The organism is Pseudoalteromonas sp. H105 (assembly GCF_001469215.1).
GTDB lineage: Bacteria > Pseudomonadota > Gammaproteobacteria > Enterobacterales > Alteromonadaceae > Pseudoalteromonas.
Window position 1 is genome coordinate 339307 of sequence record NZ_LOFH01000004.1, and the last position, 26420, is coordinate 365726.

Annotated in this window: 27 protein-coding genes; 15 read left to right on the forward strand and 12 right to left on the reverse strand. The window is 40.9% G+C overall.

Translation table 11 applies throughout. The annotated features are described in order from the left end of the window. Positions 1-43: 43 nt before the first annotated feature. A complete protein-coding gene (locus tag ATS75_RS09485) occupies positions 44-1006 on the reverse strand; it encodes a GGDEF domain-containing protein (RefSeq protein ID WP_058560200.1) in 963 nt (320 codons plus the stop codon). A 77-nt stretch (positions 1007-1083) separates the two neighbouring features. Further along, entirely contained in the window at positions 1084-2187 is a 1104-nt protein-coding gene (gene proB, locus ATS75_RS09490) for a glutamate 5-kinase (protein ID WP_058560201.1), read from the reverse strand. Positions 2188-2309: 122 nt separating this feature from the next. Here proB and ATS75_RS09495 point away from each other — a divergent pair, with 122 nt between their 5' ends. Then, entirely contained in the window at positions 2310-3257 is a 948-nt protein-coding gene (locus ATS75_RS09495) for a DMT family transporter (RefSeq protein WP_058560202.1), read from the forward strand. Here the strand turns inward: ATS75_RS09495 and ATS75_RS09500 are convergent. Genes ATS75_RS09500 through pdsO form a run of 3 tightly spaced genes read right to left on the reverse strand, consistent with a single transcriptional unit; the run spans position 3164 to position 6522 of the window. After that, on the reverse strand, positions 3164-3742 hold the full coding sequence (locus tag ATS75_RS09500; protein ID WP_058560203.1) for a class GN sortase: 579 nt from the start codon (positions 3740-3742) through the stop codon (positions 3164-3166). The two genes, ATS75_RS09495 and ATS75_RS09500, sit on opposite strands and share 94 nt — an antisense overlap. Further along, positions 3739-5739, reverse strand: a complete 2001-nt coding sequence (locus tag ATS75_RS09505) for a marine proteobacterial sortase target protein (protein WP_058560204.1) — start codon at positions 5737-5739, stop codon at positions 3739-3741. Before ATS75_RS09505 ends, ATS75_RS09500 begins: the two co-directional genes overlap by 4 nt. Positions 5740-5793: 54 nt before the next feature. Continuing rightward, positions 5794-6522, reverse strand: a complete 729-nt coding sequence (gene pdsO / locus ATS75_RS09510; RefSeq protein ID WP_058560205.1) for a sortase-associated OmpA-like protein PdsO — start codon at positions 6520-6522, stop codon at positions 5794-5796. 226 nt (positions 6523-6748) lie between these two features. On the opposite strand from pdsO, the gene pdsR reads away from it, so the two are divergent. The 4 genes from pdsR (at position 6749) to ATS75_RS09525 (ending at position 10391) form a co-directional block, all read left to right on the forward strand. After that, entirely contained in the window at positions 6749-7438 is a 690-nt protein-coding gene (gene pdsR / locus ATS75_RS09515) for a proteobacterial dedicated sortase system response regulator (RefSeq protein WP_058560206.1), read from the forward strand. Then, a complete protein-coding gene (pdsS, locus tag ATS75_RS09520; RefSeq protein WP_058560207.1) occupies positions 7438-9585 on the forward strand; it encodes a proteobacterial dedicated sortase system histidine kinase in 2148 nt (715 codons plus the stop codon). The genes pdsR and pdsS overlap by 1 nt, the downstream gene beginning before the upstream one ends. A 399-nt stretch (positions 9586-9984) precedes the next feature. Beyond that, positions 9985-10107: a hypothetical protein gene (locus tag ATS75_RS20735; RefSeq protein WP_268801563.1), complete on the forward strand. Its 123-nt coding sequence runs from the start codon at positions 9985-9987 to the stop codon at positions 10105-10107. A 50-nt stretch (positions 10108-10157) separates the two neighbouring features. Next, on the forward strand, positions 10158-10391 hold the full coding sequence (locus ATS75_RS09525; RefSeq protein WP_058560279.1) for a hypothetical protein: 234 nt from the start codon (positions 10158-10160) through the stop codon (positions 10389-10391). A gap of 20 nt (positions 10392-10411) precedes the next feature. Here the strand turns inward: ATS75_RS09525 and ATS75_RS09530 are convergent, their stop codons facing one another. From ATS75_RS09530 to ATS75_RS09545, 4 genes are read right to left on the reverse strand one after another with little or no spacing between them, the layout of a single operon-like run. Next, the gene (locus ATS75_RS09530) at positions 10412-10912 is read right to left on the reverse strand and encodes a DUF1543 domain-containing protein (protein ID WP_058560208.1); all 501 of its coding nucleotides are present in this window, start codon (positions 10910-10912) and stop codon (positions 10412-10414) included. 8 nt (positions 10913-10920) lie between these two features. Beyond that, positions 10921-12270, reverse strand: coding sequence for a sigma 54-interacting transcriptional regulator (locus tag ATS75_RS09535; RefSeq protein ID WP_058560209.1), 1350 nt, complete (start codon positions 12268-12270; stop codon positions 10921-10923). A 4-nt stretch (positions 12271-12274) separates the two neighbouring features. After that, a complete protein-coding gene (locus ATS75_RS09540) occupies positions 12275-12787 on the reverse strand; it encodes a hypothetical protein (protein WP_058560210.1) in 513 nt (170 codons plus the stop codon). Between the two features lies 1 nt (position 12788). Further along, positions 12789-14237, reverse strand: a complete 1449-nt coding sequence (locus tag ATS75_RS09545; protein WP_058560211.1) for a sensor histidine kinase — start codon at positions 14235-14237, stop codon at positions 12789-12791. Positions 14238-14842: 605 nt separating this feature from the next. Between ATS75_RS09545 and ATS75_RS09550 the strand changes: the two genes are divergently transcribed. Further along, entirely contained in the window at positions 14843-16507 is a 1665-nt protein-coding gene (locus ATS75_RS09550; RefSeq protein WP_082665447.1) for an amidohydrolase, read from the forward strand. A 2-nt stretch (positions 16508-16509) separates the two neighbouring features. Here ATS75_RS09550 and ATS75_RS09555 read toward each other — a convergent pair whose 3' ends face one another. Then, the gene (locus ATS75_RS09555; RefSeq protein ID WP_058560213.1) at positions 16510-16737 is read right to left on the reverse strand and encodes a YgjV family protein; all 228 of its coding nucleotides are present in this window, start codon (positions 16735-16737) and stop codon (positions 16510-16512) included. Positions 16738-17013: 276 nt separating this feature from the next. On the opposite strand from ATS75_RS09555, the gene ATS75_RS09560 reads away from it, so the two are divergent. Continuing rightward, positions 17014-17670: a Crp/Fnr family transcriptional regulator gene (locus ATS75_RS09560; RefSeq protein ID WP_058560214.1), complete on the forward strand. Its 657-nt coding sequence runs from the start codon at positions 17014-17016 to the stop codon at positions 17668-17670. A gap of 73 nt (positions 17671-17743) precedes the next feature. Here the strand turns inward: ATS75_RS09560 and ATS75_RS09565 are convergent, their stop codons facing one another. Continuing rightward, positions 17744-18310 carry a phosphoribosyltransferase gene (locus ATS75_RS09565; protein WP_058560215.1) on the reverse strand — a complete coding sequence of 189 codons (567 nt, stop codon included), beginning with the start codon at positions 18308-18310 and terminating at the stop codon, positions 17744-17746. 253 nt (positions 18311-18563) lie between these two features. After that, the gene (gene pepB / locus ATS75_RS09570; RefSeq protein ID WP_058560216.1) at positions 18564-19859 is read right to left on the reverse strand and encodes an aminopeptidase PepB; all 1296 of its coding nucleotides are present in this window, start codon (positions 19857-19859) and stop codon (positions 18564-18566) included. An 80-nt stretch (positions 19860-19939) separates the two neighbouring features. Between pepB and sfsA the strand changes: the two genes are divergently transcribed. The 8 genes from sfsA to ATS75_RS09610 all read left to right on the forward strand — a co-directional run bounded on the left by sfsA (position 19940) and on the right by ATS75_RS09610 (position 26386). Beyond that, positions 19940-20662 carry a DNA/RNA nuclease SfsA gene (gene sfsA, locus ATS75_RS09575; RefSeq protein WP_058560217.1) on the forward strand — a complete coding sequence of 241 codons (723 nt, stop codon included), beginning with the start codon at positions 19940-19942 and terminating at the stop codon, positions 20660-20662. Positions 20663-20975: 313 nt separating this feature from the next. Then, positions 20976-21419 carry an RNA polymerase-binding protein DksA gene (gene dksA, locus ATS75_RS09580; protein ID WP_058560218.1) on the forward strand — a complete coding sequence of 148 codons (444 nt, stop codon included), beginning with the start codon at positions 20976-20978 and terminating at the stop codon, positions 21417-21419. A gap of 18 nt (positions 21420-21437) precedes the next feature. Further along, complete coding sequence (gene gluQRS / locus ATS75_RS09585; protein ID WP_058560219.1) at positions 21438-22385, forward strand: tRNA glutamyl-Q(34) synthetase GluQRS; 948 nt, start codon at positions 21438-21440, stop codon at positions 22383-22385. A gap of 224 nt (positions 22386-22609) precedes the next feature. Continuing rightward, entirely contained in the window at positions 22610-23968 is a 1359-nt protein-coding gene (gene pcnB, locus ATS75_RS09590; protein WP_082665448.1) for a polynucleotide adenylyltransferase PcnB, read from the forward strand. Positions 23969-23972: 4 nt separating this feature from the next. After that, positions 23973-24458: a 2-amino-4-hydroxy-6-hydroxymethyldihydropteridine diphosphokinase gene (gene folK, locus ATS75_RS09595; RefSeq protein ID WP_058560220.1), complete on the forward strand. Its 486-nt coding sequence runs from the start codon at positions 23973-23975 to the stop codon at positions 24456-24458. A gap of 31 nt (positions 24459-24489) precedes the next feature. Continuing rightward, entirely contained in the window at positions 24490-25284 is a 795-nt protein-coding gene (panB, locus tag ATS75_RS09600) for a 3-methyl-2-oxobutanoate hydroxymethyltransferase (RefSeq protein ID WP_058560221.1), read from the forward strand. Continuing rightward, positions 25284-26138 carry a pantoate--beta-alanine ligase gene (gene panC, locus ATS75_RS09605; protein WP_058560222.1) on the forward strand — a complete coding sequence of 285 codons (855 nt, stop codon included), beginning with the start codon at positions 25284-25286 and terminating at the stop codon, positions 26136-26138. The genes panB and panC overlap by 1 nt, the downstream gene beginning before the upstream one ends. Before the next feature lie 8 nt (positions 26139-26146). Then, positions 26147-26386 carry a hypothetical protein gene (locus tag ATS75_RS09610; protein WP_058560223.1) on the forward strand — a complete coding sequence of 80 codons (240 nt, stop codon included), beginning with the start codon at positions 26147-26149 and terminating at the stop codon, positions 26384-26386. Positions 26387-26420: the final 34 nt, after the last annotated feature.

Genomic DNA, 26420 nt, shown 5'->3' on the forward strand with positions numbered 1-26420 from the left:
AATTAAGGGCACGGATTTTAGCATAACAGCTATTAAAATAGCATTAAAAAAGCTCAATCCCATCATCGTCATTTTGAACTGTCTCAACGACGTTAAGGTCAAGGTATGAAGTAACCTGATCACGGCCATTATTTTTTGAATGGTATAGTGCTAAATCCGCTTTATTGACAAGTGACGCCACCATATCAACTTCTGTAAGTTTTAAATAACCAATGCTCACTGTTAACTGACCCACTTGAGGGAAAGGGTATTCTGCTACGTTCTTTCGCAAACATTCGAGAGTGCGGCGTGCATCAGAGTCACTTTTAGCATAAAAAAGCACAGCAAATTCTTCACCACCATAACGAAATACAAAATCGTCAACTTTAAAGTTATTTTTAAGTAACCTCGCTAAGAGCAAAATAACTTCATCACCAATCACATGGCCAAAATTGTCATTAACTCGTTTAAAATGATCAATATCCACGATGGCTAAAAACCAACTTTGTGCTTCATTAGATAGAGAGAATTGATCATCAGACACAATCTCCATCACTTTGGTATCAAAGGTTTGTCGATTTAAAAGCTCTGTGAGGGGATCTAACCGTGAGCGATGAATAAGCGCAAGTTGGTTGGCATACACATTTAAAATATGAATGCTGAGCATGGTTGTACGTTCAGCTAACTCATGATCCGATTCCACCAGTAACATGCCAATAACGCGCCCTAAATAATACATGGGGATGTAACTTGTGTAGGAGCCAAAGGCCGCACTTACGCGTATTTTATTTTTTGACACCTTTTGTAAAATTGATGCTATCTCATGACTCTCCAATACTCCTAAAGGAGAGTCTTTGTTCAGTAATACAGGCGCAACATCATCATTAAAATGCTTATTAACGTAAATTGCAAAAGCATCAATTTCTGCCAGCTCTGAAATCGCGCCTAGCAACGCTTTATCTAAATCTGGCTCTTCTTCTTGTTGTGTTATGGATACAATCCACTCATGTCCGCAAGGGTTGGCCATTTAACATCTACCTTATAAATACCTAATTTTAAGTCTAGAACAGCACTCTTTTTTTACTAGCATATCTGACTAAAACGCTAAAATAAGACTAAATCATCACGGTGGATAATGGCTGAACCACAATCAAAGCCCAATACGCTAATGATTTCTTTGGAGTGGCAGCCTTTAATCTGCTCAATTTCCTGATGATTAAATCGCACGATACCGCGTGCAACCAATTGACTATTTAAATCCACTAAGTCAACTAATTCCCCCCTATTAAATGCGCCTTTTGCTACGCGCACACCTTTGGCTAATAAGCTTGCGCCTTGATGCTGAATTGCCAAAGTTGCACCATTATCAATGACTATTTGACCACTACTTTTTGGCCCTGCTAGTAGCCACTTCTTGCGGCCATCTTTTGGCGCAGTGAGTTTAAAAAAGCGGGTACCCGGTAATTGCTCAGTCATACAGCTCAAAATGACATTTTGACCAGAGCCTTTCGCTATAACCACTTCAACCCCAGATCGACGTGCAATGTCTGCCGCTTGCAGCTTCGTTGCCATCCCCCCCGTCCCCAAGTTTGTGCCACTACCACCAGCTAATAGCCTGAGCTCATCATCAATATGACTCACTTCATCGATTAATTGCGCATTCTCATTGCTACGCGGATCACTGGTAAACAACCCCTCTTGGTCAGTTAATAACAATAACTTGTCTGCATTGGCCAAAATAGCAACAAGTGCCGATAAGTTGTCATTATCACCCACTTTAATTTCACTGGTCGCAACGGCATCATTTTCGTTAATAATTGGCACAACATCGTGATTGAGCAAAGCTGTTAATGTGTCTCTGGCGTTTAAGTAACGGTCACGGTCTTCTAGATCAGCACGGGTCAGCAACATTTGCCCAACACTAACACCATACAATGCAAACAGACTTTGCCAAATATGAATAAGCTGACCTTGACCGATGGCAGCAAGCATCTGCTTATCAATAACAGAGCGACCACAAGGTTTAATGAGCTGTTCACGACCCGCCGCAACAGCCCCGCTTGATACCATAACAACTCGGTGGCCTTGCTTTTTTAATTCACAACACTGACGCACAAGCTCTACCATGTGTGCTTTATCTAGTTTGTCTGTGCCGCCGGTAAGCACACTCGTCCCCAGCTTAACTACTATTACCTGTGCCCGATACATGGCTACTTACTACACAAAAGATGAATAATTTATTTATACCAGTTATCGCATTTTGAACAAGTTAAAAATATTCATGCTAGGATCGCATTTTTATTTATCTGAATTTTAAGTAAGAGCCAATCATGCCAGCTAGTTTATGTTTAATTATTGCCACCTTCTTATGGGGAAGCTCGTTTATTGCACTCAAATATGCAATAGCAATTTATGATCCCGCCTTGGTGATTTTTTTACGTATGCTAACAACATTAGTTATTGCAGTGGGTTTATGGCGTTACGTTATTCGTTTTGACTATCGTAAGGGTGATTGGAAGTACCTAGTGGGGATGTCACTGGCGGAACCATGTTTATACTTTCTATTTGAAGGCCATGCAATGGAATACACCTCAGCCTCACAAGCGGGTGTGATTGTCTCTTGCTTACCCATTATTGTTGCCTTTCTCGCGTTTTTTATGCTTAAAGAGTACATCAGTAAGGCCATTGTTATTGGTTTTACCTTTTGTATTGGCGGCAGTATTTTACTTACGCTACTTTCACCCACTACAGAGCAAGCTCCCAATCCATTATTGGGTAACTTTTTAGAGCTAATGGCAATGGTGTGCGCTGCTTTTTACACAGTGGCGGTAAAGCACTTAGCCGCACGCTACTCCCCTTTAACACTCATTGCTTTACAAGGTGTTAGCGGCAGTTTGTTTTTTGCTCCATTCTTGCTGTTTATAGATTTACCAAGTGAAAACCAACACGACTTAACTGCTTTGTTAAGTATTTTATATCTTGGTTCGTGTGTTACTTTGGGCGGCTATGGCTTGTATAATTATGCGATTAGCAAAGTATCGGTACTTACGGCTGCTGCATACTCTAATTTAATACCCATATTTACCTTAATTTTATCTGCGATTATGCTGGGTGAGATTCTTACCTTAGGCCAATGGCTGAGTATTGCTGTGGTGTTTGTCGGTGTCATGATCAGTCAACGACATCAAGAGTTAGTTGTTGATGTTGATGACGACACTTTATCAGCAGAGACTAATAATCTTAATTCGGTTCCCGATGCTAATGAGTCAAAAGGGTAGCAGGTTAATAAATATAAGCCGCTGCGCTGTAAAAATGAATATTGGGATTGATGAATCACTTCAATCCCGCGCACTTGATAATACACAATATTCCCACTTTGCATTTGTAAGCTAAACTGTTCGCCTATTTTAACGTTTTGTAAAAAGGCAAAGTGGGTATCATTATGCCCTGCAATTAAGGCTCCGTGCTCTGAGCCAAGCTCACCGCTTGGTAAATAATGGCTTGGTGCAAAGGCTAAATTACGGCCACTTGCCCCTGCCAGTATCGATAACGTTTTGCCTTGGCTTGGCCAGTTAAGTTGTGCAGTGACATAGCTATCAGCATAGAACCAAGGTTTTACTTGCTCATTCGGCGTAACTAATGCTTGTTGCCATGCTTGCTCAATTAAGTGCTGAGCAAGCCATGCCTTTGCTTGTATATAACTGCCATGCGTGAACAACCCAACACCTAATACAAGGATGAAAAAACTAAACCAGAATTTCATTTTTTAACTCTTAAAAAAGCAAACCCAGTGAGTAAAATGCAACCCAACAGCATGTGTAATCTGCTTTGCCCATCTGTTTGCGGCAATCGCATGGTGAGTCCTTGCACAGGGGTATTAGCAACTTGCACATCATGTTCAGCTGGGGTGTTTATGGCTGTTTGCTCTATTGCGAAAAATGCAGTAAACGGGCTTAGTAACTGATGCTCTAAAGCGAGGTTTTGAACTTGCTCTTTTACTATTTGCTTATCGTTATAAAGTAATAACGATTTAATTTTTTGCCGTGCCCATAATCGGCCTATGCCCACGGCATTTTGACCTTGCTGTGCATTAAGTTTTAAATTAAGCGGCCCTTGTGCTGTTTGACCGAGTAGCGTCACTTTTTCATTGTTGCTTAACTTAATAGCCACCATAACCGGTTCTGAAAAATATAAATCAGGTAAAGGGGATGGCCAATATTCAAGCTGCTTATCACTACTTTGCAAGGTTAATTGGGTAATCGCAGGATGGGTCAGTTTATTAAATAGCTGCTGCATTTTCGGTTGTACGTCATGTGTACTGCCAATAAAAGTAAATGTTCCTCGCCCCACATCAGCTGCGCGTCGCATAAAGTAACTATTTGGTGCACTACCTATCCCTACCGTAAATAAACGCGTATCACCTAATTGCATACGGATATGTGTAAATAGTTCAGCTTCGTTACTGACACTGCCATCAGTTAAAAATACCACTTGGCGCACAAAGCCATCTTGTTCACTGTTATCAAGCACTGCATCGAGTGCATCTTTAATATTGGTGCCGCCATCCGCTTTTAGGTTGTAAACAAAGCGCTTAGCTCGACGCAGGTTGAAATCATTAGCTGCAACCGAGTGCTGACTCATAGGAGCTACTTGGTCGTCAAATCCAATGATATTAAAGCTATCGTTCGCATCAAGTAAGGATAATGCATAGTACAACGCACTCTTTGCCTGCTCCATAGATTGACCGTGCATAGAGCCTGAGGTATCAATTACAAAAACCATTTCACGCGGCAGTCTTTGCGTTTGAGTAAAATGATCATCCGGCGGCATCAGCATTAATAAACCGTAACGTTCACCATTTTCCAGCTGCTCAGTAAAGTACGCAGCTTGCGCTTGCTCTTTTTGCAGTCGTTTAAACTCCAGTAAAAAGTCTCGATTAACAGCGTTGCTTTCATCAAGCACAATTTGATAATGACCAAACTGAGGATTAGTTACTGCAATTTGGTGGTATTTAGAGTCAATATCAACCAATTCCAATCCAACATCGATATTAATAGTTAAACTAAACTTTCTACTCTCAGGAGTCGAACCAGCTGATTTTTGATAAACTGGGCTGATCCAACCATTTGGAACAAACGGCTTGTTAATCGCCTTGTTATCCTCTGAGTTTACAGCCGATAATTCGCCATTAAGTGGATGATAACGCGGTGTTATCGTTGTCGGAAACCTAAGTGCAAAAGTACCACTGCGATAATCAATCACTTGTTGATACTCAAGCTCGATAATCACTGTTTCACCTGGGTTTATATTTGCTACATTTGTAGTGAACATATTTGCCCGTTGCTGCCTTACAATAGCCGCTTGCTTACCTGCTTTTTTTGCGTGTTGAAAGCGCTGCTCTGCTTGCTCTTTTTTATCTATTTGGCCTTTAATGATACGCTCGCCAATTCGCATAGTCATTGCATGTACCGCACTTTCATCAGGCAGTGGAAATATATAACGCGCATTCACTGCAAACGGGTTTTCGTTACGGTAATGCTGAGTCACAATAACGTGGTTTATCAGACCTGTTACCGTCATTTTTGCATCACTTTGTAAAATAACACCCGATGCAACGGCTGCGCCTTGGCTGTCATACATTTGCAGCTCAACAGTACTTGCCGTCACTAAGCATGGTGTAAAGCTGCAAACTAATATAAAAAGGCTTATCCATACCTTTACATAAGACTGGGTAAGCACTTTGCTTGGTCTACTCAACATAAAATTCACGCCTAAAATAATTAAGTGGGTGCTCTTCAGCGCACCCAAAACGCATTAGTTATTACTGGCTGTTTGTGAGATGTTACTCGGACGAGTAGTCAGCGTTACCCGGCGATCAAATACGTTCTCTTCATACGTATCACTATTAGCAAGCGTGTGTTGCTCACCAAATGCGTTAGCCGTCAACCGAGTATGGCTAACCCCATGCTTAATTAAGTAACTTTGCACCGCCGAAACCCGCTTCTTTGATAACTGTAAATTTGCCTGTTTATCACCTCGTTGATCAGCAAAACCATTTAAATCTAGTAAAAGGGTTGGTTGACCTTTCAACAAATTAACAAGCTGATCAAGCTGCTTAGCAAAATGGGGAGCAATCTCGCTTGACCCCGTTTTAAACTGCACTGTCATTGCCATCAAGTTTTTCATTTGTGAGCGTGTTAGACGCTCATTATGCTGCTCTAAAATACCTAACTGCTCAGTGAGCTTTTCGTTATGGGCTAGCACATGGTGGTAGTCGTCCGTTTTTTCTTGCATCACAATCAGGGCACGTTTTTGCTCTTCGAGCTTATCTTGCGCAACGTCTTGCTCGCCAATTAAACCACCAGCAAATGCGCCAACAAACACACCGATTGGCCCACCGATAATGCCACCAAAGATAGCGCCTGTACTCATACCTATAACTGTTTCTTTGTGCGTCTGCGTTTTTTCGTTGTCTTTTGCCTGAGCAAAGCTTGACGTGCTCAATAAAGTAGCAATAGTGCAAGCAATCATCATTTTTTTCATGGTTTTTCCTTTTTAACTTACTTTTACTCATCTGTTCAGCAAAGCGTTGGTTGTCGTCTGCTGTAATTGGGATGGTGTTATTAAAACACTGCCAAGTGGCAACAAAAGGGATGAAAAAAGGCAAACTGCTGAGCAATTGTGGCAAAAAAAGGGCAATTGCCTTGTTAGCCTTTTTAAGTACAAAACTTCGCTATAGTGCGTCTAAGTCAATAAGAGTAATAAAAAAATGAAAAAAATAGCCATCATTGAAGATGAAACTGCAATCCGCGAAAATTACATGGAAATGCTAACCGCTCAGGGCTATATGGTCAGTGGCTATTGTGATAGGCAAACTGCTGAGCGCGCGTTAAATGATGGGCTACCCGATTTGGCCATTGTAGATATTGGCTTAGGCCATGAAATTGATGGCGGTTTTTTGCTTTGCCAAACCTTGCGTACATTATCTAAAACATTACCGATTATTTTTTTAACCGCCCGCGATAGCGAAATCGATACCGTATGTGGTCTTCGTATGGGCGCAGATGATTACCTCACAAAAGACATCAGCATGGCGCATTTAGCAGCGCGTATTGGGGCTTTATTTAGGCGGATGGAAGCACTAGAGCAACCTGCTGATGAAACCGCATTAATTAATCGCGGCCTACTCATGTTAGATACCAAACGCATGCAAGTATTTTGGCAACAACAACTTGTTGATTTAACTGTCACCGAATTTTGGATGTTACATTCATTAGCACAGCGCCCAGGCCATGTTAAAAGTCGTAATGAATTGATGAGCGATGCCAAAATTTATGTAGATGACTCGACAATTACATCGCATGTAAAACGTATCCGTAAAAAATTTATAGCCTTAGATGCTGGGTTTGATTGTATAGACACCGTTTACGGTATGGGCTACCGCTGGGAGCAACTTTGATGCTCCGTTTTGGCCTTCGTAGTAAATTTATCTTTTTATCATGCTTTTTATTGTTATTGCCATGGCTAGGCTACGAATACGTGTGGGAAATGGAGAAGTTTTTACGCCAAGGCCAAGAAAAAACATTGGTTGGCACAACTCGCGCACTCGCCACAGCATTGCATGAACGCCCCGCTTTGTTTGATTCACAAAGTAACTTTTTAGATCAAGTAGTCAAAGGACGTGATCTTTATGCCTACAACCTGAATAACCCGATTCAACTTGATGGCAAATTATCTGATTGGCAACCTTATCAAAATTTAATCTGGCACTATGATGAGCGTTATTTACAAGGTGACAAAACCGATCATCAAAGTGCTGATCTGTCTTTTGATCACATGGTGGGTAAATATGGCGAATTTTTATATGCTGTATTTAAAGTAACCGATGATTCATTAATTTACCGCGCTAAAAACAGCTTAAGTTTAACCCGAAACGATCACTTACAAATCATGTTAAAAACCCCTGAGGGTAAATTTAAACATTACATAGTAGCCGCCCGCCAAGATGGCTGGGTGAATGCATTTGATGCGCAAACCAATACACCATTTACTAAAATACAAGGTTATTTTACCAGTACTGCTACTGGCTATAATATTGAACTGCGTTTTCCGTTAAGCATGCTAGGTAATAAACTGGGGTTTGCAATTGAGGATTGGGATTCGAAAAAGGTGGAACCGCAATTAATGTCAACCTCAAACATTCTCAACCCCAATGACATTGGTTCAGTGCTCGTCCCTTCACCCGAAATAAACCGAATTTTAAAAGGCATGGGACACAGTGGTAGCCGTATTTGGGTGGTTGATAATCATCATCGTGTATTAGCACAATCAGGCTCAATTCATCATGCCGATGGAGTCTGGGCTGACGGTATTACCGATAAGCCCGCCAAAACATGGTGGCAACGCTTTGAGCAAAGCTACTTACATCCACTTTATTATAAAGTTCTCACTCGGCCAGAAAACGAGTTTTTAGACACCCTACATGACGTAGCTGCCATGCAGGGTAGTCATATCGGCAAAGCACTCAGTGGCACACCCGCTTCATCATGGCGGCTGACACCGGATAATAAAGCAGTGATCTTATCGGCCGCTTACCCTATTTGGATCAACGATAAAGTAATTGGCGCAGTGATAGCCGAAGAAACCACCAATGGCGTTCGTACACTACGTAATAAATCGCTTGAGAAGTTATTTAATGTCATTTTAGCGGTAATGCTAATAGGCACTGTTACTTTATTCTTTTTTGCTTCACGTATATCAAACCGAATCAGGCGCCTACGAGATACCGCAGAGCAAGCAATTGATGCACAAGGGCGAGTTACTGGCACAATTAACTATTCAGATTCAAATGATGAAATAGGCGACCTATCGCGCAGTTTTGCCAGTATAGTTAGCCGGCTCGGAGGTTATACTGATTACCTTGAAACTATGTCGTCACGATTATCTCACGAATTAAGAACGCCAGTTGCCGTGGTGCGTAGTTCTTTAGAAAATCTACAAATGCAACCACAAAATGAACTGAGTCAAAAGTACCTTGACCGAGCAAGTGAAGGTGTTGAGCGATTAGGTAAAATCATTACCACAATGAGTGAAGCCACGCGGCTTGAGCAAAGTATTCAAAGCAATGAACCTGAGCTATTTAATTTACAAAAAGTCATTACCGGTTGCATGCAAGGCTACCAAATTGCCTACCCACAACAAGCTTTTAAGCTCGATATTTGCGATGCATCGTTACCAGTGTTTGGTGCGCCTGAGTTTATCGCGCAATTATTGGATAAGCTTATCAATAACGCCTTAGAATTTAATCTTGATGAAAGTGCCATTGCTGTCGTATTACACAAAGACGACAATGAGGCTGTTTTATCGGTTAAAAATAAAGGACCGTTATTACCTGAAGGGCTTGCTGAACATATTTTTGATTCGATGGTATCGGTGCGCAGTCAGCAACTTCAGCAGCAACCCCATTTAGGGTTGGGTTTATACATTGTCCGTTTAGTGTGTGAGTATCATAAAGGCAGTGTAACGGCACTCAATAATCAGCAAAATGATGGGGTTGAATTTATTGTTAGATTGCCATTATGTAAAGATACCTCTGAAAAGAGCTGATGGTTACACTTCTACACAATTTGCTCAATAAGTATTCACTTATAATTCAGACTGACAAGCATATCCTTATTGTTAGCTTAGAGCTGCTTTAGGAGGTTAAAATGCCAGCTATATTAAAACGTGAAGAAATCGATTTTATATTCGACTTATATACCCAAGCCACCTCAAGATGCAGAATTCAGCGTTTCATAGGGGCTTAATATCAAGGCGTTACTTTGCAAGAATGGCAGTCCCTTTTAAGAAGTAACAACGATGAGAGTAAGTGCCTATGAAACGCCCAAAGGGTTGGTTTAAAAGCGATTTATACTACGTTATTGATTTTAACAATAGAACCACTATTACTTGCAATCAATGCCTTGCCTAAATCGCTTTTAATTCCAACGACGCTCGCATCTTGAGGTGGTTTGGGTATATCATTGCGTAGATAGTGATGAAAACAATACCGATGAAGTTGAACCAGAAACTAAAAAGCTTGATTCAACTCAAGGTGTTGATATTTACCAATCAAGTTATTTGACCTAAAAGCTGTTTGCTCATTACAATGGCGCACCTTGAAAAAGCGATGCCAAATGATGAAAAGCCACTCAGCCAAAAAAGAACTTATTTTACTCCCGATTCTGCTTATCGTAATCATATTGTGTGTGGCAGGGCACTTTTTATTACAAGCCAGCTTTGCCGACAGTAACCTCACTGAATACTTGCTCGCAGCTCTGCCTTTCGCTATGTTTGGCTTTGTTATCATTGCTTTTAAGATTGCAAGTAAGAGTGAAGATAAAGAACGCCAAGAGCAAAGCGACAACGATTAGTCACTACCTTCAATCTCGACTTATAAAATATGATAGCCAAACCAATCTGGCTTAATTGCTTGTGACTGACCACTTGGGGTTAGTTTGATACTCAATTGACTATCAAGTAAATCAATAGCAAAACAATCATCCACATCATGTAAGTCATCTTTGTGTATATGGCTTAGGCCTGCAAGTAAGTTAGCTTTTGCGCGTTGCTTAGCCTGCTCAGCATCGCTCGCTACAAATAAAGCAAAATCATGCTGCTCTGCAAGGCTATCAGCGCGATAAGCACCTAAGTTCACAAAAAACAACTTTTCTGGCTGCGATACAGTTTCATTTACAACCTCGACGTGGTAACCATCAATGTGCTTAACGGCCATAAAGCTGTCCATATGCACACTGCTCTTATCTCCTACCCATTGGCTTTTTAACTTTGAATAACATTGATCGATGGAATCCCCGACAACAAATCGGACATCGTGCATTTCAATATGACACCCATGTATTCTGCCGCCCAAGTACACCATAAATAACTGCATTTTCACTCCTATAAAATAGCATCAACATCAATGTTATGCTTTTTGATTAACTTATAAAAATCAGAACGGTTTCGTTTTGCTAGCTTAGCACCTTCCGCGACATTGCCTGAAGCCATTTTAAGTGTGTTGATTACATAATCACGCTCAAACTCTTTTTTTGCATCGTTTAACGACAAGGGCTCAATATGGGTTTCATTCATGTTCAGCGCACTTTCAACCAAGTTTACTGAAATCACTTCACTAGGCGAAAACGCCACCACCTGTTCAACCACATTTTGCAGTTGACGAATATTACCTGGCCAATCATAGCGAACTAATGCGTACATGGCATCCGTTGTAAACTGCTTTTGGTCTTGCCCCATTCGTTTTGCAATCATTGAACTAAAATGCTGTGCTAGTAAGCTAATATCCTCGCGACGCTCTTTCAGCCCAGGGAGTTTTAAATTAACAACATTTAAGCGGTAGTATAAATCTTCTCTAAACTGCTGCTCAGCAATTGCCTCGAGTAAATTTTTATGGGTGGCAGACACGATTCGTACGTCAATGGGGAGCTCTTTTTGAAACCCCACCGGGCGGATGGTTTTTTCTTGCAGTACTCGTAATAATTTCACTTGGAGATTAAGGGGCATATCACCAATTTCATCTAAGAATAACGTGCCGCCTTGGGCTTGTTGAAATAATCCTTGGTGATCTTTCACAGCCCCCGTGAACGCGCCTTTTTTATGACCAAATAACTCAGACTCAAGTAACTCACCGGGCACCGCTCCACAATTTATAGCAACAAATGGGCCATCACAAACAAGGCTATGCTGATGAATTGCGTTCGCAAGGAGCTCTTTACCCGTTCCACTTGCGCCAGAAATAAGCACATTTACGTGGGTTGGGCCTAGTAGCTTAACTTGTTCGAGTAGATGCAGCATCGTACCACTGCGTGTCACAATATCACTGTTTGGCGATCGTACATCACCATTTAAACCATTAATGTCAATTGCTTTAGCTAAACTATCAAACAGCTCATCTTTATCCACGGGCTTGGTTATGAATGCAAAAATGCCCTGTTTAGTTGCTTCAACTGCGTCGGGTATCGAACCATGAGCCGTCATCATTATCACAGGCAATGCGGGGTAGCGACTTTGTAACCGACGATGCAATGCCATGCCGTCTATTTCATCCATTCTTAAATCGGTTATCACCACCTCAAACACATGACTTTTAAGCAATTGCAGCGCAGCCAGTGCACTTTCACTGGTTGTTACTTGGTAACCTTTTGACTCAATTCGAATGGCAAGTAACTTCAGTAAACTGGCATCATCATCAACTAACAGAATACGAGCGCCTTGTTGTATTTGAGTAGACATAACTTTACTGCTCCTGAGTTTCTTCTCGTAATAGTAATTGCTGTTCTATTGTTGCTAAAGAGGACAACATTTTTTGCATTTTACTATTTATTGCGTGTTGCGCCTTTTTGGCCTGTATATGCTGCCTAACTTGCTGCTTTTGCAGCCACCAGTAATGTTTAATATCATCAGGCCAATAGTAAGCTTGCTCGAGTTGTAAAAGCATTGTTAGCACCTTCTCAGGTGCTAACGTATTATTTTTACAGCTGAAGTTAAAATACGATTCTATTTCTCTTTTTCCCACATACTGTTTTTTATCAACTGCTAGCACAAAGCCACCACATGATTCGGCATGCCAAGCGATCACCGTACTTGCTGATGGATAAACAGGCTCGGTTTTGGGCCGAGGCTTTGGGTTTGGATGCAGCGCTTGAGTTAAATCTGTATTTTTTGCGCCTACATCACTCATTAACTCACACCCTGTCAATCCTATTAGGGTAAAACAGGCCAAAACAGCTGACTTGAAATAATAAGCCATGTTAATTCACTCCTTGTGGAATCGGTATTTGAATAATAAAGCGGCAACCTTGCGGCCTATTTTCCTCAACAGTTATTGTGCCGCATAAGTGCTCTACTGACTCTTTTACAATTGTTAACCCTAAGCCGCTGCCTGGTGAATGCTGTTCTTGGCTTGCTTTTGTTTGATAGAAAGCGTTAAATATTTTAGATTTTTCATGCTCTTTGATCCCAACACCATGATCGGTGACTGTTATATATAAATGCTCTTTAACCTGAGAAACTCCAACATTCACTGCATCCCCATTAAATGAAAATTTTAAAGCATTAGAAATAAGCTGAATAATTGACATTTCAATCAGTTCGCCAGCCAGTGGAAGAGAAACATCGGGAACACTGACATGCCAGCATAATGTTTGATTACGAGATTGCAGCCGATAATTAAAATGATCATTTATTTTTCTTTTTATGAGCTCAAACTCAACTTTAGTTAAGTTATTTTTGCTGGTGCGAATCGTATTGTAACTAAGCAAACTGTCTATCATATTACTTAAGCGGTCCATGCCTTGAGTAATTAACACAAGTACTGCCTGCTGCTCTTTATTTATCGGCCCGACAATTTCATCACTAAGCAGATCAGTGCCTTCAACCATAGAAGCTAAGGGCGTTTTCAGCTCATGCGTTACATGACGCAAAAAGGTGTCCTTTTGCTGCTCTAACGTATGTAATTGAGCTTGCACCCACTGTAACTTATTGCCCAACTCAACAAGCTCAGCCGAGCCTTTAACTGATATAGTTTGCTGCCAATGTCCTTCCCCGAGCTTATCAATCACGGTGGTTAGACCTTTTAGATGACCACTAATACGCAATAAAAATCCCCCACCCACTAACATAGTCAACGGAAGAAGTGCGACCAACCAATTAATAAATGAGCGCTGCAGCATTTCTAATTGCTGTTGATTTTCTGCAATTTTTTGCTCATTTTTTTCTCGCAGCCACAATGCCTTCTCATTAAGAAGCAGACTAATTGGAATAAACAATGTGGCATTTTGCATATTTTTATCGATAAGCTGTCTCTTTGTATTGTGCAACACAGTGGAAAATGTTTGCCATTTTTGCTTATCGTACTCATTACCTAGCACTATCAGCTCATCTATCGTCTCAAATGACCTAATCCACTTATCTATAATCAGCCCATCAAGTGATTCACTTTTAAGTACCCAATTTTGCCGTGTTGCGCGTTCTATGGTGTTCAGATCTTGTTTAAGGTTATTAAATGATTTTGTTACTTTGTAGTTGCTATCGATAATTGTTTGAGTCGTGGCAAGCTGTTCATTCAGTGCATTTAAAAAGAGAATTACTACCAATAACAGGGGTAATAAAGACAATAAAATACTCATCAAAAACTGCCCGAAAAGACTCGGTCGCCAAGTGAGCAAAGCGTTGTATTTTATGCCTATTGTCACTGGTATAGCCCCTCCTTTTTAATAATAGGCGTATTATCTGGCAACCTACTTAGACACTCGCTGAATCAACAGAGAAATAGTCTTCACACACATTGCAAAACCATAATGTGGTTAACTAGCAACACAATAAGCGCCTACTTTAAAAGTAACTTTTATCAACACGATTACTTTGTTGCAAAAAAGCATTACCACTTAGTACATTTTAAATAAAAATAAGCCATTGATTTTTTAATCACAGTTATCATTCTGGATGAGTGTGCCGACGAAATACTTTATCTTTAACATCTAGTAAAAGATGAAAAAAAGTTCATCATGCTTGTACGACTAACTTGCATGAGAACTGCTGAAGTTAGTAATAGCCACATTTAAAGCAGGAAACAAAAATGAAGGTGACTATTTAACATATGCAGGGACAGCAAACGATCCCGCACTTTGGTCGCGAATCTTAGCTCACATAGATATGAGTTAATGCTCGTTAACCCAATTTAATTTTTTAGCTAATTCATAAAGATAGATTACCTACTTGGAAATATGAAAAGTAGCACAAATATTTTGCAGGTCTGCAATTCTCTGTTAATGTTTATAAAAACAACAATATGATGACTCTCACAATGAAAAACTGGCTCGCCCTATCCCTTTTCTTTCCTTTATTAGCTGTTGCTGATACCAAGGTTATATACAATGCAAATGGCTACACCCCAACCTATAAAGGCGAGCTAACTCAATTTTCAACACTTGTTATAAAAGATGGTAAAGTCGTTAAAGTGGGCACAGACGAACTCAAAAATAGCTTTCCTAATGCTCACTCATTCGATGCAAAACAAAAAACACTTTTACCGGGGCTGATAGATGCTCATGGTCATGTTATTGGATTGGGTCAAAATTTATCCCAATTGGATTTACGCGGTAGCAAATCGGTTAAAAGTATTCAAGCCAAGTTAGCGGACTTTGCAAAAGGTAAAGATGGTTGGATAATTGGGCGTGGATGGAACCAAGAACTCTGGCCGTCGAAGCAGTTTCCAACTGCCGCAGATTTAGACAAGGTTATAAAAGATGTGCCTGTCGTGCTCTCTCGAGTTGATGGCCACGCAATTTGGGTTAATAGTAAAGCAATGGCTCTGGCAAATATTACCTCATCAACCCGTGCTCCTGATGGGGGAGAAATCATTCGCACCCGCGATGGCAAGCCCAGTGGTATATTTATTGATAAGGCTGAGGGGTTGATCACACCATTTATTCCATCGCCATCAGACAATGCTATTAATCAAGCATTAGACAAAGCAGGCAATCACTTATTAAGCCTTGGTATAACCTCCACTCATGATGCAGGTATCGATAAACAAACGTGGCAAATATATAAACAGCGCGCCGAACAAGAAACGTTACCCTTGCGGATCGTTGCGATGCTTAGCGCGACGGATCCCGCTCTTGAAGCCATGCTCAAAGCAGGTCGTTTTAAAGATCTGAACGATTATATGTCGATCCGTAGCGTTAAAATTTACGCTGATGGTGCATTAGGTAGCCGAGGGGCCGCGTTAATTGAAGATTACGCAGATAGAAAAAACCACAAAGGTTTGATGCTAGAAACTCAGCAAAAGTTAGAAACGCTCTTTACACTGAGCTTTTCTAACGGGTTTAGCGCCAATACACATGCTATCGGCGATCAAGCAAATAAAACTGTACTTAATGCCTATGAAAATGTCTTTAAAAATACGGGGGGGATTTTACTACGCAACAGAATTGAACACGCACAAATAGTAAACCCAACTGATATCCCTCGTTTTAAAGCATTAAAAATAATTCCGTCTATGCAACCCGTGCATGCGACCTCTGATATGCATATGGCTGAACAACGCCTAACTGAAAAACAACTGACAGGTGCATATGCATGGCAAACATTTTTGAGTCAAGGTTCCGTTGTTGCCGCTGGCTCCGACTTTCCAGTAGAGCTGGCCAACCCTTTTCATGGTTTGTATTCTGCAATAACGAGAATGGATCACCACCTAAAGCCAAAAAATGGCTGGCGTGCTGATGAAGCGTTAAGTCGTGAAGACGCTCTAAGGGCTTTTACATTAGGAGGCGCGTATGCCGCCCATCAAGAGTTTAAACTTGGCAGCTTAGAGCAGGGAAAGTGGGCAGACTTTATATTAGTTGATAAAGATTACTTTTCAGTGCCCGTTGACGAAATTTACAGCATTGGCGTAGAACAAACCTGGATAGCCGGTGAGCTAAAATACCAAAAAACGAATGTTAATGGTGTTGATAAAGCAGAATAGTATTATTCTGCTTTTGCCTTTTTACGGTTAAGCTTAATCAAGTGATATAAATTAACAAAGGTCAGTAGAGCGTTTGTTATCGCTACTGGCCATGCACTTATTGCAACTCCATAAAGTGTAAATGCAATACAACCGGCAAAGTTCAACCAGCGCAATTTAACTACATCGCTCATAGTTAAAGACGCAACGAGTAAAGCAGAAGCTATGTAGCCTAGGTATTCCCAACTCATTTTTTTCTCCTAACTATTAAGATTAACAGCATGGGTATTGCGATTTAGATGCAATAGCGACACAATGTAGTACTGTATAAAAAACTAACCTACTTAAAACCCAAAGTAAGCAAACAGCATACTTTTAATAATCGTTACACGGGATATAAAGGTGTCAAACCTGTTTAAGTGCTGAGGCGCTTAAATAAGCTAGTAAGTTAGTGTAAATTCTTAGAGTCTTAATGCTATCGTCATTAAGATGTAATAAATAGGACAATTGTCCGAAGAGCATATTTGATGTTTCAATATCATTTTTCAAGTTACCTAGTTGAGCAACTTCTAACATTTGCAGGCAGTTGTTACCAGCAATCAAAAAAAGAAGTGTTAATCCACCAAGATCAGCCTTTAACAAAGCTCGTGTTAGTGCGAAGTGGCACGGTGTCATTTAGTTATGACGTGGGTAACGGCAGGCGTCTACTGCTAGGCCAGCTAGATTGTAATAATACACTGATTGGCGAAATTGAAGCGTTAAACAATAACCCCTGTATTTATACTGTGACGTGTTTTAGTGATGTTAGCTATAACTTAATAGAGCTCAAACACTGGCGCGCCTTGCTCTTAGATAAGCCTGAGTTAAGCTTATACACGGCTCAAACTATTGCCGCAAAGTTTCAAGAAAATCAAAAAATAAACTTGGATAAATTACTCCTACCGCTTGGCTATAACATCGCGAAAGATTGTTTATTACGGGCAGAAAATAATAACCCAACATTGCTTCGTGCTTACCCAACGGTTAACGCCGAAGCAGAGCGTTTTGCCACAACCGAAAGAGCTTATCGTCGTGTTGTTTCAGAGTTAGTAGAAAAAGGTCTGGTTGAAAGGTCAAATAATGGTTTGAAGGCCGTCAACCTTGATAAACTAAGTGATTACGTAGATAGCTTTTCACAGATCTAAAACTAAAAAAAGGCCTACTAAAGGCCTTTTTATTACTTTACTACTCGCCAATTAAGAGCGAGTCATGGGCAGGTTACTTCTCTAGTAAAATATCATGTATTTTTGCAAGGTCCGTTTTGCCTTCAATGATCTCATCTGGCGTTAAACCTGAAAGCTCATGTGGAAATACTAACCATTCTTCTGATTCATGTATGTAGTAATCCGGTTTCATATCAACCTTCGAGTTTTTTGGCTTGTAGTAAGGACAAGCTACACGAATATCTTTTGGTAAATTTAAACGCATCAACTCTGATAACTTTTCTTTAAGCGCAAAGATACTGCGTCCTGAATCAAAAACATCATCAACAATTAACAGTGAATCACCCGCATTGGCATTTTCAATGATGTAATGTAAGCCATGAACTTTGATTTCTTTAGACTGCTTATTAATACCATAATACGATGAGGTGCGTACGGCGATATGATCCGTTTCAATACCTTTATAATCATAATACTCTTGCACAGCAATACCAATTGGTGCACCGCCACGCCAAATACCAATAATAAAATCAGGACGAAAACCGTCTTGGTAAACTTGTGCTGCTACGCGAAAAGAATCTTCTAGCAATTGCTGCGCGGTGATGTAAGTCTTATCAGACATAATAGAAACCCCAGTGTAAGTAGATTAATCAAGTGTAGTCTAATCAAGACAACTCTTGAAAAGCTGTGGCGGCGGATTTTACCGTAAAATACGTTAAAAAGCTTGTTTGATACCATTTTTAAACACATTAACTACATTTAACGACTTATCATTCGTTCTGTTTACCTCTATACAACGGCAAAAGCTTAAGTCAAACGCATAAAAAAGCACGCATTGTCTGCGTGCCTTGTAATATTAAAAGTATGTCGAGGCGTTACGCTTTCTCAAGCAATGTACGTGCAACGGTACGCATACCGACTGTTGTTGCACCTGCAGCCCATTGACCTGTACTCCCCATATTAAACGCAGCTGCTAAATCAATATGTACCCAGCCTTTGCCATCATTTGGTACAAAGCGTGATAAGAAACCTGCCGCATTTGATGCGCCGCCATAACCGCCACCCTTTTGTGCTCGGCTATTTGCCGTATCAGCATAAGGTGATGGGCAGTTTTGTTGATGCCACTTTTCAAGTGGTAATGGCCAGCCGGCTTCCATCTCTTGCTCTGCAAAGCCTTCGACTTCACGTACAAACTCTTTATCAAGACCAAATAAGGCATTGTACTCTTGTCCAACAGCAACTAGTGCAGCGCCCGTTAGCGTTGCAGCATTGATAATAAGCGGTGCACCAGTCTCGCCTGCCGCCATAAGGCCATCAGCAAGCACTAAACGCCCTTCTGCGTCGGTATTTACAATTTCAACCGTTGTGCCATTTTTATAAGTTAAAATGTCACCTAGTTTGTATGCATGACCCGAGATCATATTCTCTGCGCAACATAAAAATAGCTTGATACGCTTGTTAATACCACGGCTAATCGCCAAAGCTAGACCCGCAGTAACCGTGGCTGCACCACCCATATCGCATTTCATGCCCAGCATGCCTTCACTTGACTTAATTGAGTAACCACCTGAATCAAACGTGATACCTTTACCCACTAACGCCGCATCTACTGGTGCATTGTCATCGCCAGTTGGGTTGTAATCTAATGCTAGTAATACTGGCGGGCGCTCACTGCCACGGCCAACAGCATGAATACCAATCCATTGCTGCTCTAATAACGCATCGCCTTTAATAATTTGGTAGCTGACATGCTCAGGTGCAAGTGATTGAATAAATTCAGCCGCTTTACCAGCAAGGCTCTCAGGGAAAATATCATCGGCAGTGCCGTTAATCATTTCACGCGCCCACGTAGCAGAGCGTAATAATGAATTTAGCTCTTGGCTATCTGTTTTAGCATTTTGTGCAAACTCAACGCCTGCTAACGTTTTAGGAGAAACAAAGCCTTGATAGAATGCCCATTGCGTTTCAGTGCACCAGCAGTCGCCAGCTAAAACAACATTTTTAACGCCTTGATTTGCAATAGAACGCGCTGCTTTTTGCACGTTTTTTAAGGTTTCTTGCTCGGCTAGGTGAACTGTTGCACCGTGCTCATTAAATGAAAGTGTGGCGTTTTCGCCCCAATGAGATGCAGCCGCGTGTTCGCTTAATTGAACAACAAATTTTTCAGACATGTTAAAGTACTCTTTGCGCTAAATAGTGGCACCGAGTCTACTATAGCTGGCACAACTTCCCAACTGATTGAGACTAAATAATGAAATTTGCTAAGCCATTACAACACGCCATATTGATCAAACGGTACAAACGATTTTTAGCTGACTTACGCTTAGCGGATGGTTCTGAATTTACTGTGCATTGTGCTAACACGGGTAAAATGACAGGCTGCGCCGAGACAGGTTTCAGCACATTTTATTCAACCAGTGATAACCCAAAACGTAAATACCCATCCTCTTTAGAGCTCACTCAAAATCAATTTCAGCATCTGATTTGCGTCAATACTGCATTAGCAAACAAGGTGGTCGAAGAAGCATTACACACTTGTACAATCAATGAACTAAGCGGTTATGAACACATCCAAAGTGAAGTAAAATACGGTCAAGAGAATAGCCGAATCGACTTTTTACTCAGCGATCCTAACCGCCCAAACTGTTATGTTGAAGTGAAATCAGTCACGTTATTAAGCCAAGATGCGCCAGAAACGGGCCAAGGCTATTTTCCTGATGCGCAAACGTTACGCGGGCAAAAACATATTCGAGAATTAATTGAAATGGTTGAGCAAGGCCATCGTGCAGTATTATTGTTTGCTGTGTTACATGAAGGCATAACCCAAGTGAGTGCAGCAAAACATATTGATGAAAAGTATGCCCAGTTATTAACAGAGGCGATTGCTAAAGGTGTTGAGGTGTTCGCCTATAAAGCCAATATTTCGACGCAAGAAATAATGCTAACCGAGCGTCTACCATTTATTTCTAATTAACCCCTTACTGTTAACTAAACAAGCGCTGATAAACAATGGTTTTCCATCATCTATAATTATTCTCTAAGGCGATAATTAAGTGAAATAAAAAATTGAGTTGTATTTTTTATTTATGCCCATATGTATAGGCCAGTTAACAAATCGCACTGTGATTAAAAAACGGTCAGTAGAATCACCGAATTCCATTAAAAACAGTAAAAACGATTTAAGCACAGCCAATTAATTAAAAATAAATTTGCCTAGGCCATAGGATTCTGTTATTTATAGCCGCCGGCTAAAGCTGGGTATTATATTAAGGATTTAGGAGAAAGTTATGCCAGACCAAAAAAAATTAGGGTTGTTGGCTCAGGCCGGGTTAGAACCATACCAAGAAAAGCCGGGCGAAGAGTATATGAATGAAGCACAACGTGCTCATTTTAAAACTATTTTGGAAGCATGGCGCAACGATTTACGCAATGAAGTAGACCGTACTAAATCGCACATGCAAGACGAAGCTGCTAACTTTCCAGACCCTGTTGACCGTGCTGCACAAGAAGAAGAGTTCTCATTAGAGTTGAGAACACGCGACCGTGAGCGTAAGTTGATCAAAAAAATTGAAAAAACAATTATCCTTATCAAAGAAGATGATTTTGGGTTTTGTGAGTCATGCGGAATTGAAATCGGTATCCGTCGTTTAGAAGCTCGTCCTACAGCTGATTTATGCGTAGACTGTAAAACGCTCGCCGAAATTAAAGAAAAACAAGCAGGACGTGGTTAACAACTTTTAAGTTAAACCATGTCTATTGCCACAGCCGATACAGCGTTTTCGCGTAATTATCGCGGACGCTTTGCGCCGTCTCCATCTGGGCCGCTCCATTTTGGTTCTTTGGTTGCGGCTGTAGGCAGTTTTCTTGATGCAAAAAGTCATCAAGGTAATTGGTTAGTTCGTCTTGAAGATATAGATACAACCCGCGTTGTAAAAGGGGCTGCTGACGATATCCTCAAAACACTAGAAGCTTATGGCTTGTATTGGGATGAGCACGTTGTTTATCAAACTCAGCGTCATGAATTATACCAACACACACTTGCGCAGCTACAAAGCCAAAATCTCGTCTATGCCTGTAATTGCTCACGAAAACAAATAAAAGCACTGGGTGGAATATATCAAAGCCATTGTCGAAATCTATCCTTAGATAACTCCAAGTGTGCTCTGCGCTTAATTCAGCAACATCCTACAACGCAATATCGCGATCTTATTCAAGGCGATATAATCGTTGACATCAACCTCGCTCATGAAGATTATATAATCAAGCGCAGCGATGGTTTATTTGCTTACCAACTAGCCGTCGTCGCTGATGACATTGCCCAGGGAATTACAGATGTCGTGCGTGGTGCTGATTTATTAGAGCCCACAGCCAGGCAGCTAAGCTTATTTAAACAACTCGATGCGATTCCCCCAAACTATGCTCACCTTCCTTTAGCCGTTGCCAAGCCGGGATTTAAACTATCAAAACAAAACTACGCGCCCGCTATTTGCAAACAACAGCCCAAACCAGCGTTATTTAGTGCATTTCAATTTTTAGGTTTAGCACCCGAGCAAGAATTACTTACGGTTAACATTGAGCAAATGATGAATTGGGCTATTAAACGCTATCAATTATCAACTGTACCAAAAGTAACACAAATTCAAGTTTCTCAGTCAGCAGATCATCAAACAACGCTGTTTACTCACATAATTAAGTAAAATTTCGCTAAATGGTGTTTATTTTAAAGCCTTCAACTTAATTTTTGAGCTGCACTGGTATATTATAGCCACCCGTTTATCGCCAAGTATGCACATTCCTCGTGCAGTTAATATCAAAATACAGCTATACTTGGTTAGATTTTTGATGGATATGCCGTCAATTAACAGTGTTCTGTAGGAGACAGATTATTATTTCCAAGCTTTTTCAATTTTGTCGGCAAATTATGGGGCCAAATGGCACTCAAACACATCAGCCAGAACAAGAGCAAACCTTGCCTTTGGTTATTGGACGTAATGAGCACGGCATTTCTCGCAAACAGTTTAGTCCAAATGCAGTCAAGGTATTATATCGCCTGAAAGATGGTGGCTTTGATGCCTACCTGGTTGGTGGATGCATTCGTGATATTTTGTTAGGACAACAACCAAAAGATTTCGATGTTGTTACCAATGCCACACCAGAGCAAGTAAAAAAACTCTTTCGAAATTGCCGATTGATAGGCCGACGTTTCCGCCTCGCTCATATTGTATTTGGCCGCGAGATTATTGAAGTTGCAACAATGCGCGGACACCATGAAGCTGCGCCTGAAAAAAACCAAACAAGTCAATCAAGTGATCAAGGTCAACTATTACGTGACAATGTATTTGGTAGTATTGAAGAAGACGCTGAACGACGCGACTTTACAATAAACGCGCTTTATTACTCGATAAATGATTTTTCAATTCATGACTTCGCAAATGGTATTGCCGCCATTAACGCAAGGCAGATTGAATTAATAGGCGACCCAAAAACGCGATACAGAGAAGACCCTGTTCGTATGTTGCGCGCAGTTCGTTTTGCAACAAAGCTTGATATGACTATCGCTCCAGCGACAGAGAAGCCTTTAAAAGAATTAGCCAGCTTGTTAGATAATATCCCTCCAGCCCGCTTATTCGAAGAAACCTTAAAGTTATTCCTTAATGGAAAAGCACAAGAGAACTTTCTTATGCTACGTCGCTATGGTTTATTTAAGGCATTATTCCCAGCACTTGACAGTATTTTAGACAAGAACCCTGAAGGATTAGAACACTCACTTATTCAACAGATGTTCCGTAATACCGATGAGCGCATCAATGCTGATAAAAAAGTGACCCCAGCCTTTATTTTTGCTGCGCTATTATGGTTCCCACTATTAAAAATAGCGACAAAACTACAACAACAAGAACAGTTGTCTGAATTTGATGCATATGCACAGGCAATGAATAAAGTACTGAGCGAAAACGCACAGCATATCGCTGTACCAAAGCGCTTTACTTTAGGCGCACGCGATATATGGCATATCCAGCAACGCTTAGATAAACGCTCAGGCCAACGCGCATTTAGATTAACTCAACAACCTCGTTTTAAAGCGGCCTACGATTTCTTGCTCTTACGTGTGCAAGCAGGTGAACAACAACACCAAGAACTCGTAAACTGGTGGAGCGACTACCTAAACAAAGATATAAATGGCCAAAAAGAAATGGTTAGAGCGCTAGGGAGCCAAGGTGCCCCGAAAGGTCGCCGCCGTTCTCGCCGTCGTAGTAGCCCAAAACCGGCAGCTGAGTGATAAAATGGAAACTGTATACCTTGGCTTAGGGGCGAATTTAAACGCCCCCCGTGAGCAATTAAACAATGCTGTTTTAGCTTTACAAACGCTTCCTTGTTGTGAGTTTGTTGGTGTATCTCACCACTATGCGAGCAAACCGATGGGCCCACAAGATCAGCCTGACTATGTGAATGCTGTCGCAGCGCTAAAAACGACTCTACTTCCTGAGCAGCTTCTTGATTTAACGCAAAGAATTGAACTAGACCATGGCCGAGTTCGTAAAGAAGAACGCTGGGGTGCACGCACGTTAGATATCGATATTTTATTATTCGGTGAGCAAATAATTAATACTGAGCGTTTGACTGTCCCTCATTATGGTTTAACTGAGCGAGAGTTTGTCGTCTATCCATTACTTGAGATTGCGCCAAATATTAAGTTGCCTACTGGTACAAAGTTACAAACAATCACTGCAACACTTGCATTAAACGAATTACAACAATTACCTCTGTAATTAATTTTAAGGCGTTACCTACGAGGATATTATGTCTAAAATAACAGTGTCTACTCTTCATAAAATGAAGGCAGAACAACAAAAGATAACCGCTTTAACTGCTTACGATGCCAGTTTTGCCAAGCTTTTTCATGATAACGGCGTAGACGTTATATTAGTTGGCGATTCACTCGGTATGGTTCTACAAGGTGGTGACGATACCCTCGCGGTAACAAATACAGACATCGCGTACCATACTCGCTGCGTGCGTGCTGGCAGCAGAGAGTTATTTGTCATTGCTGATATGCCATTTATGACCTATTCGACCCCACAGCAAAGTTGTGAAAATGCAGCACAACTGATGCGCTCAGGCGCCAACATGGTCAAATTAGAAGGTGGTGAATGGTTATACGATTCAATCACAGCCCTTACACAACAAGGTATTCCTGTGTGTGGGCATTTAGGACTCACGCCTCAGTCTGTGCATGTGTTTGGCGGTTTTAAAATTCAAGGCCGCGGTGAAGAGCAAGCCCTAAAAATGATTTCAGACGCACAAGCGCTTGAAAAAGCAGGCGCACAAATGATCGTACTTGAATGTATTCCTTCAGCGCTTGCAAAACGTATCACTGATGCTGTCAATATCCCTACCATTGGCATTGGTGCAGGTAATCAAACCGATGGTCAAATTTTAGTTATGCATGATTTAGTAGGTATTTCAGCAGGCTATATCCCTAAGTTCTCTAAAAACTTTTTACTCGAAACAGGTAATATGCCAGATGCAGTAAAAAAATATTGTGCTGATGTTCAAAATGGCACTTTCCCAAGCATTGAACATGAGTTTAAATAATGCAGTCGATCACTGAAATAAAATCATTACGCAGTCAAATTAAAGCCTGGCGTCAAGTCGGCCTCAGCGTCGCATTAGTTCCTACAATGGGAAACTTGCATCAAGGGCACTTCTCGTTAGTAGAGAAAGCCAAAACCATGGCTGATAAAGTGGTAGTGAGTATTTTTGTAAACCCTATGCAATTTGGTGCAAATGAAGACCTGGATAGCTACCCAAGGACATTAAATGCAGATAAGCAAGGCCTCGCTGAGCTTGGGACTGATATTGTTTTTACGCCAAGTGTAGAAACCATTTACCCTAACGGTTTAGGCGCACAAAGTTATGTCGACGTACCTGACATATCAATGGGTTACTGTGGTGGTTCACGTCCAGGACACTTTAAAGGTGTAGCCACAGTAGTAACGAAACTATTTAATCTGGTTCAACCTGACTTTGCATGTTTCGGTGAAAAAGACTTTCAGCAGTTACAAGTTATCAAAACCATGGTACGCGATTTATCGATTCCTGTTGAAGTAGTCGGGGTTGCAACCACGCGTGAAGTCTCTGGTCTTGCTATGAGCTCACGAAATGGCTACCTATCTGATCAACAGAAAGCAGTCGCTGCAAATTTATTTAAAACGCTAACCGAATGCGCGACTCAATTACGCGCTGGCCAAAATGATTTCTTAGCCCTTTGTAAACAAGCTAAACAAACGCTGAACGAGGCAGGGCTAATCGCTGATTATTTTGAAATAGCCCAGCGCGATACCTTAAAAAGCGCTACAGTAGAAGATGACCGATTAGTCATTTTAGCTGCGGCATATTTAGGTAACGTAAGACTAATAGATAACTTACAAGTTAATATAATAAATTAGGGATAAAAATGAATTCACTACTTAAAATAGCCGGGTCGACTATGCTTGTTGGCCTTTTATTAGGCTGTCAAAACCAAATAGAAAACCCAGAAATGCAGCAGTGTGCACAACAAAATTATCAATGTGAGCTTAACTGTGAGCAACAAAGCACGGGTGATGGCATGGTTCACAAAGTGTGTAGTACCAAATGCATAGAAACATTTAATCAATGCAAAGCCAATGCTGAGAAGCTTGGAAAAATGCAATAAATAATGGCTATAAGCTTATCAGCCTTATTCTGAT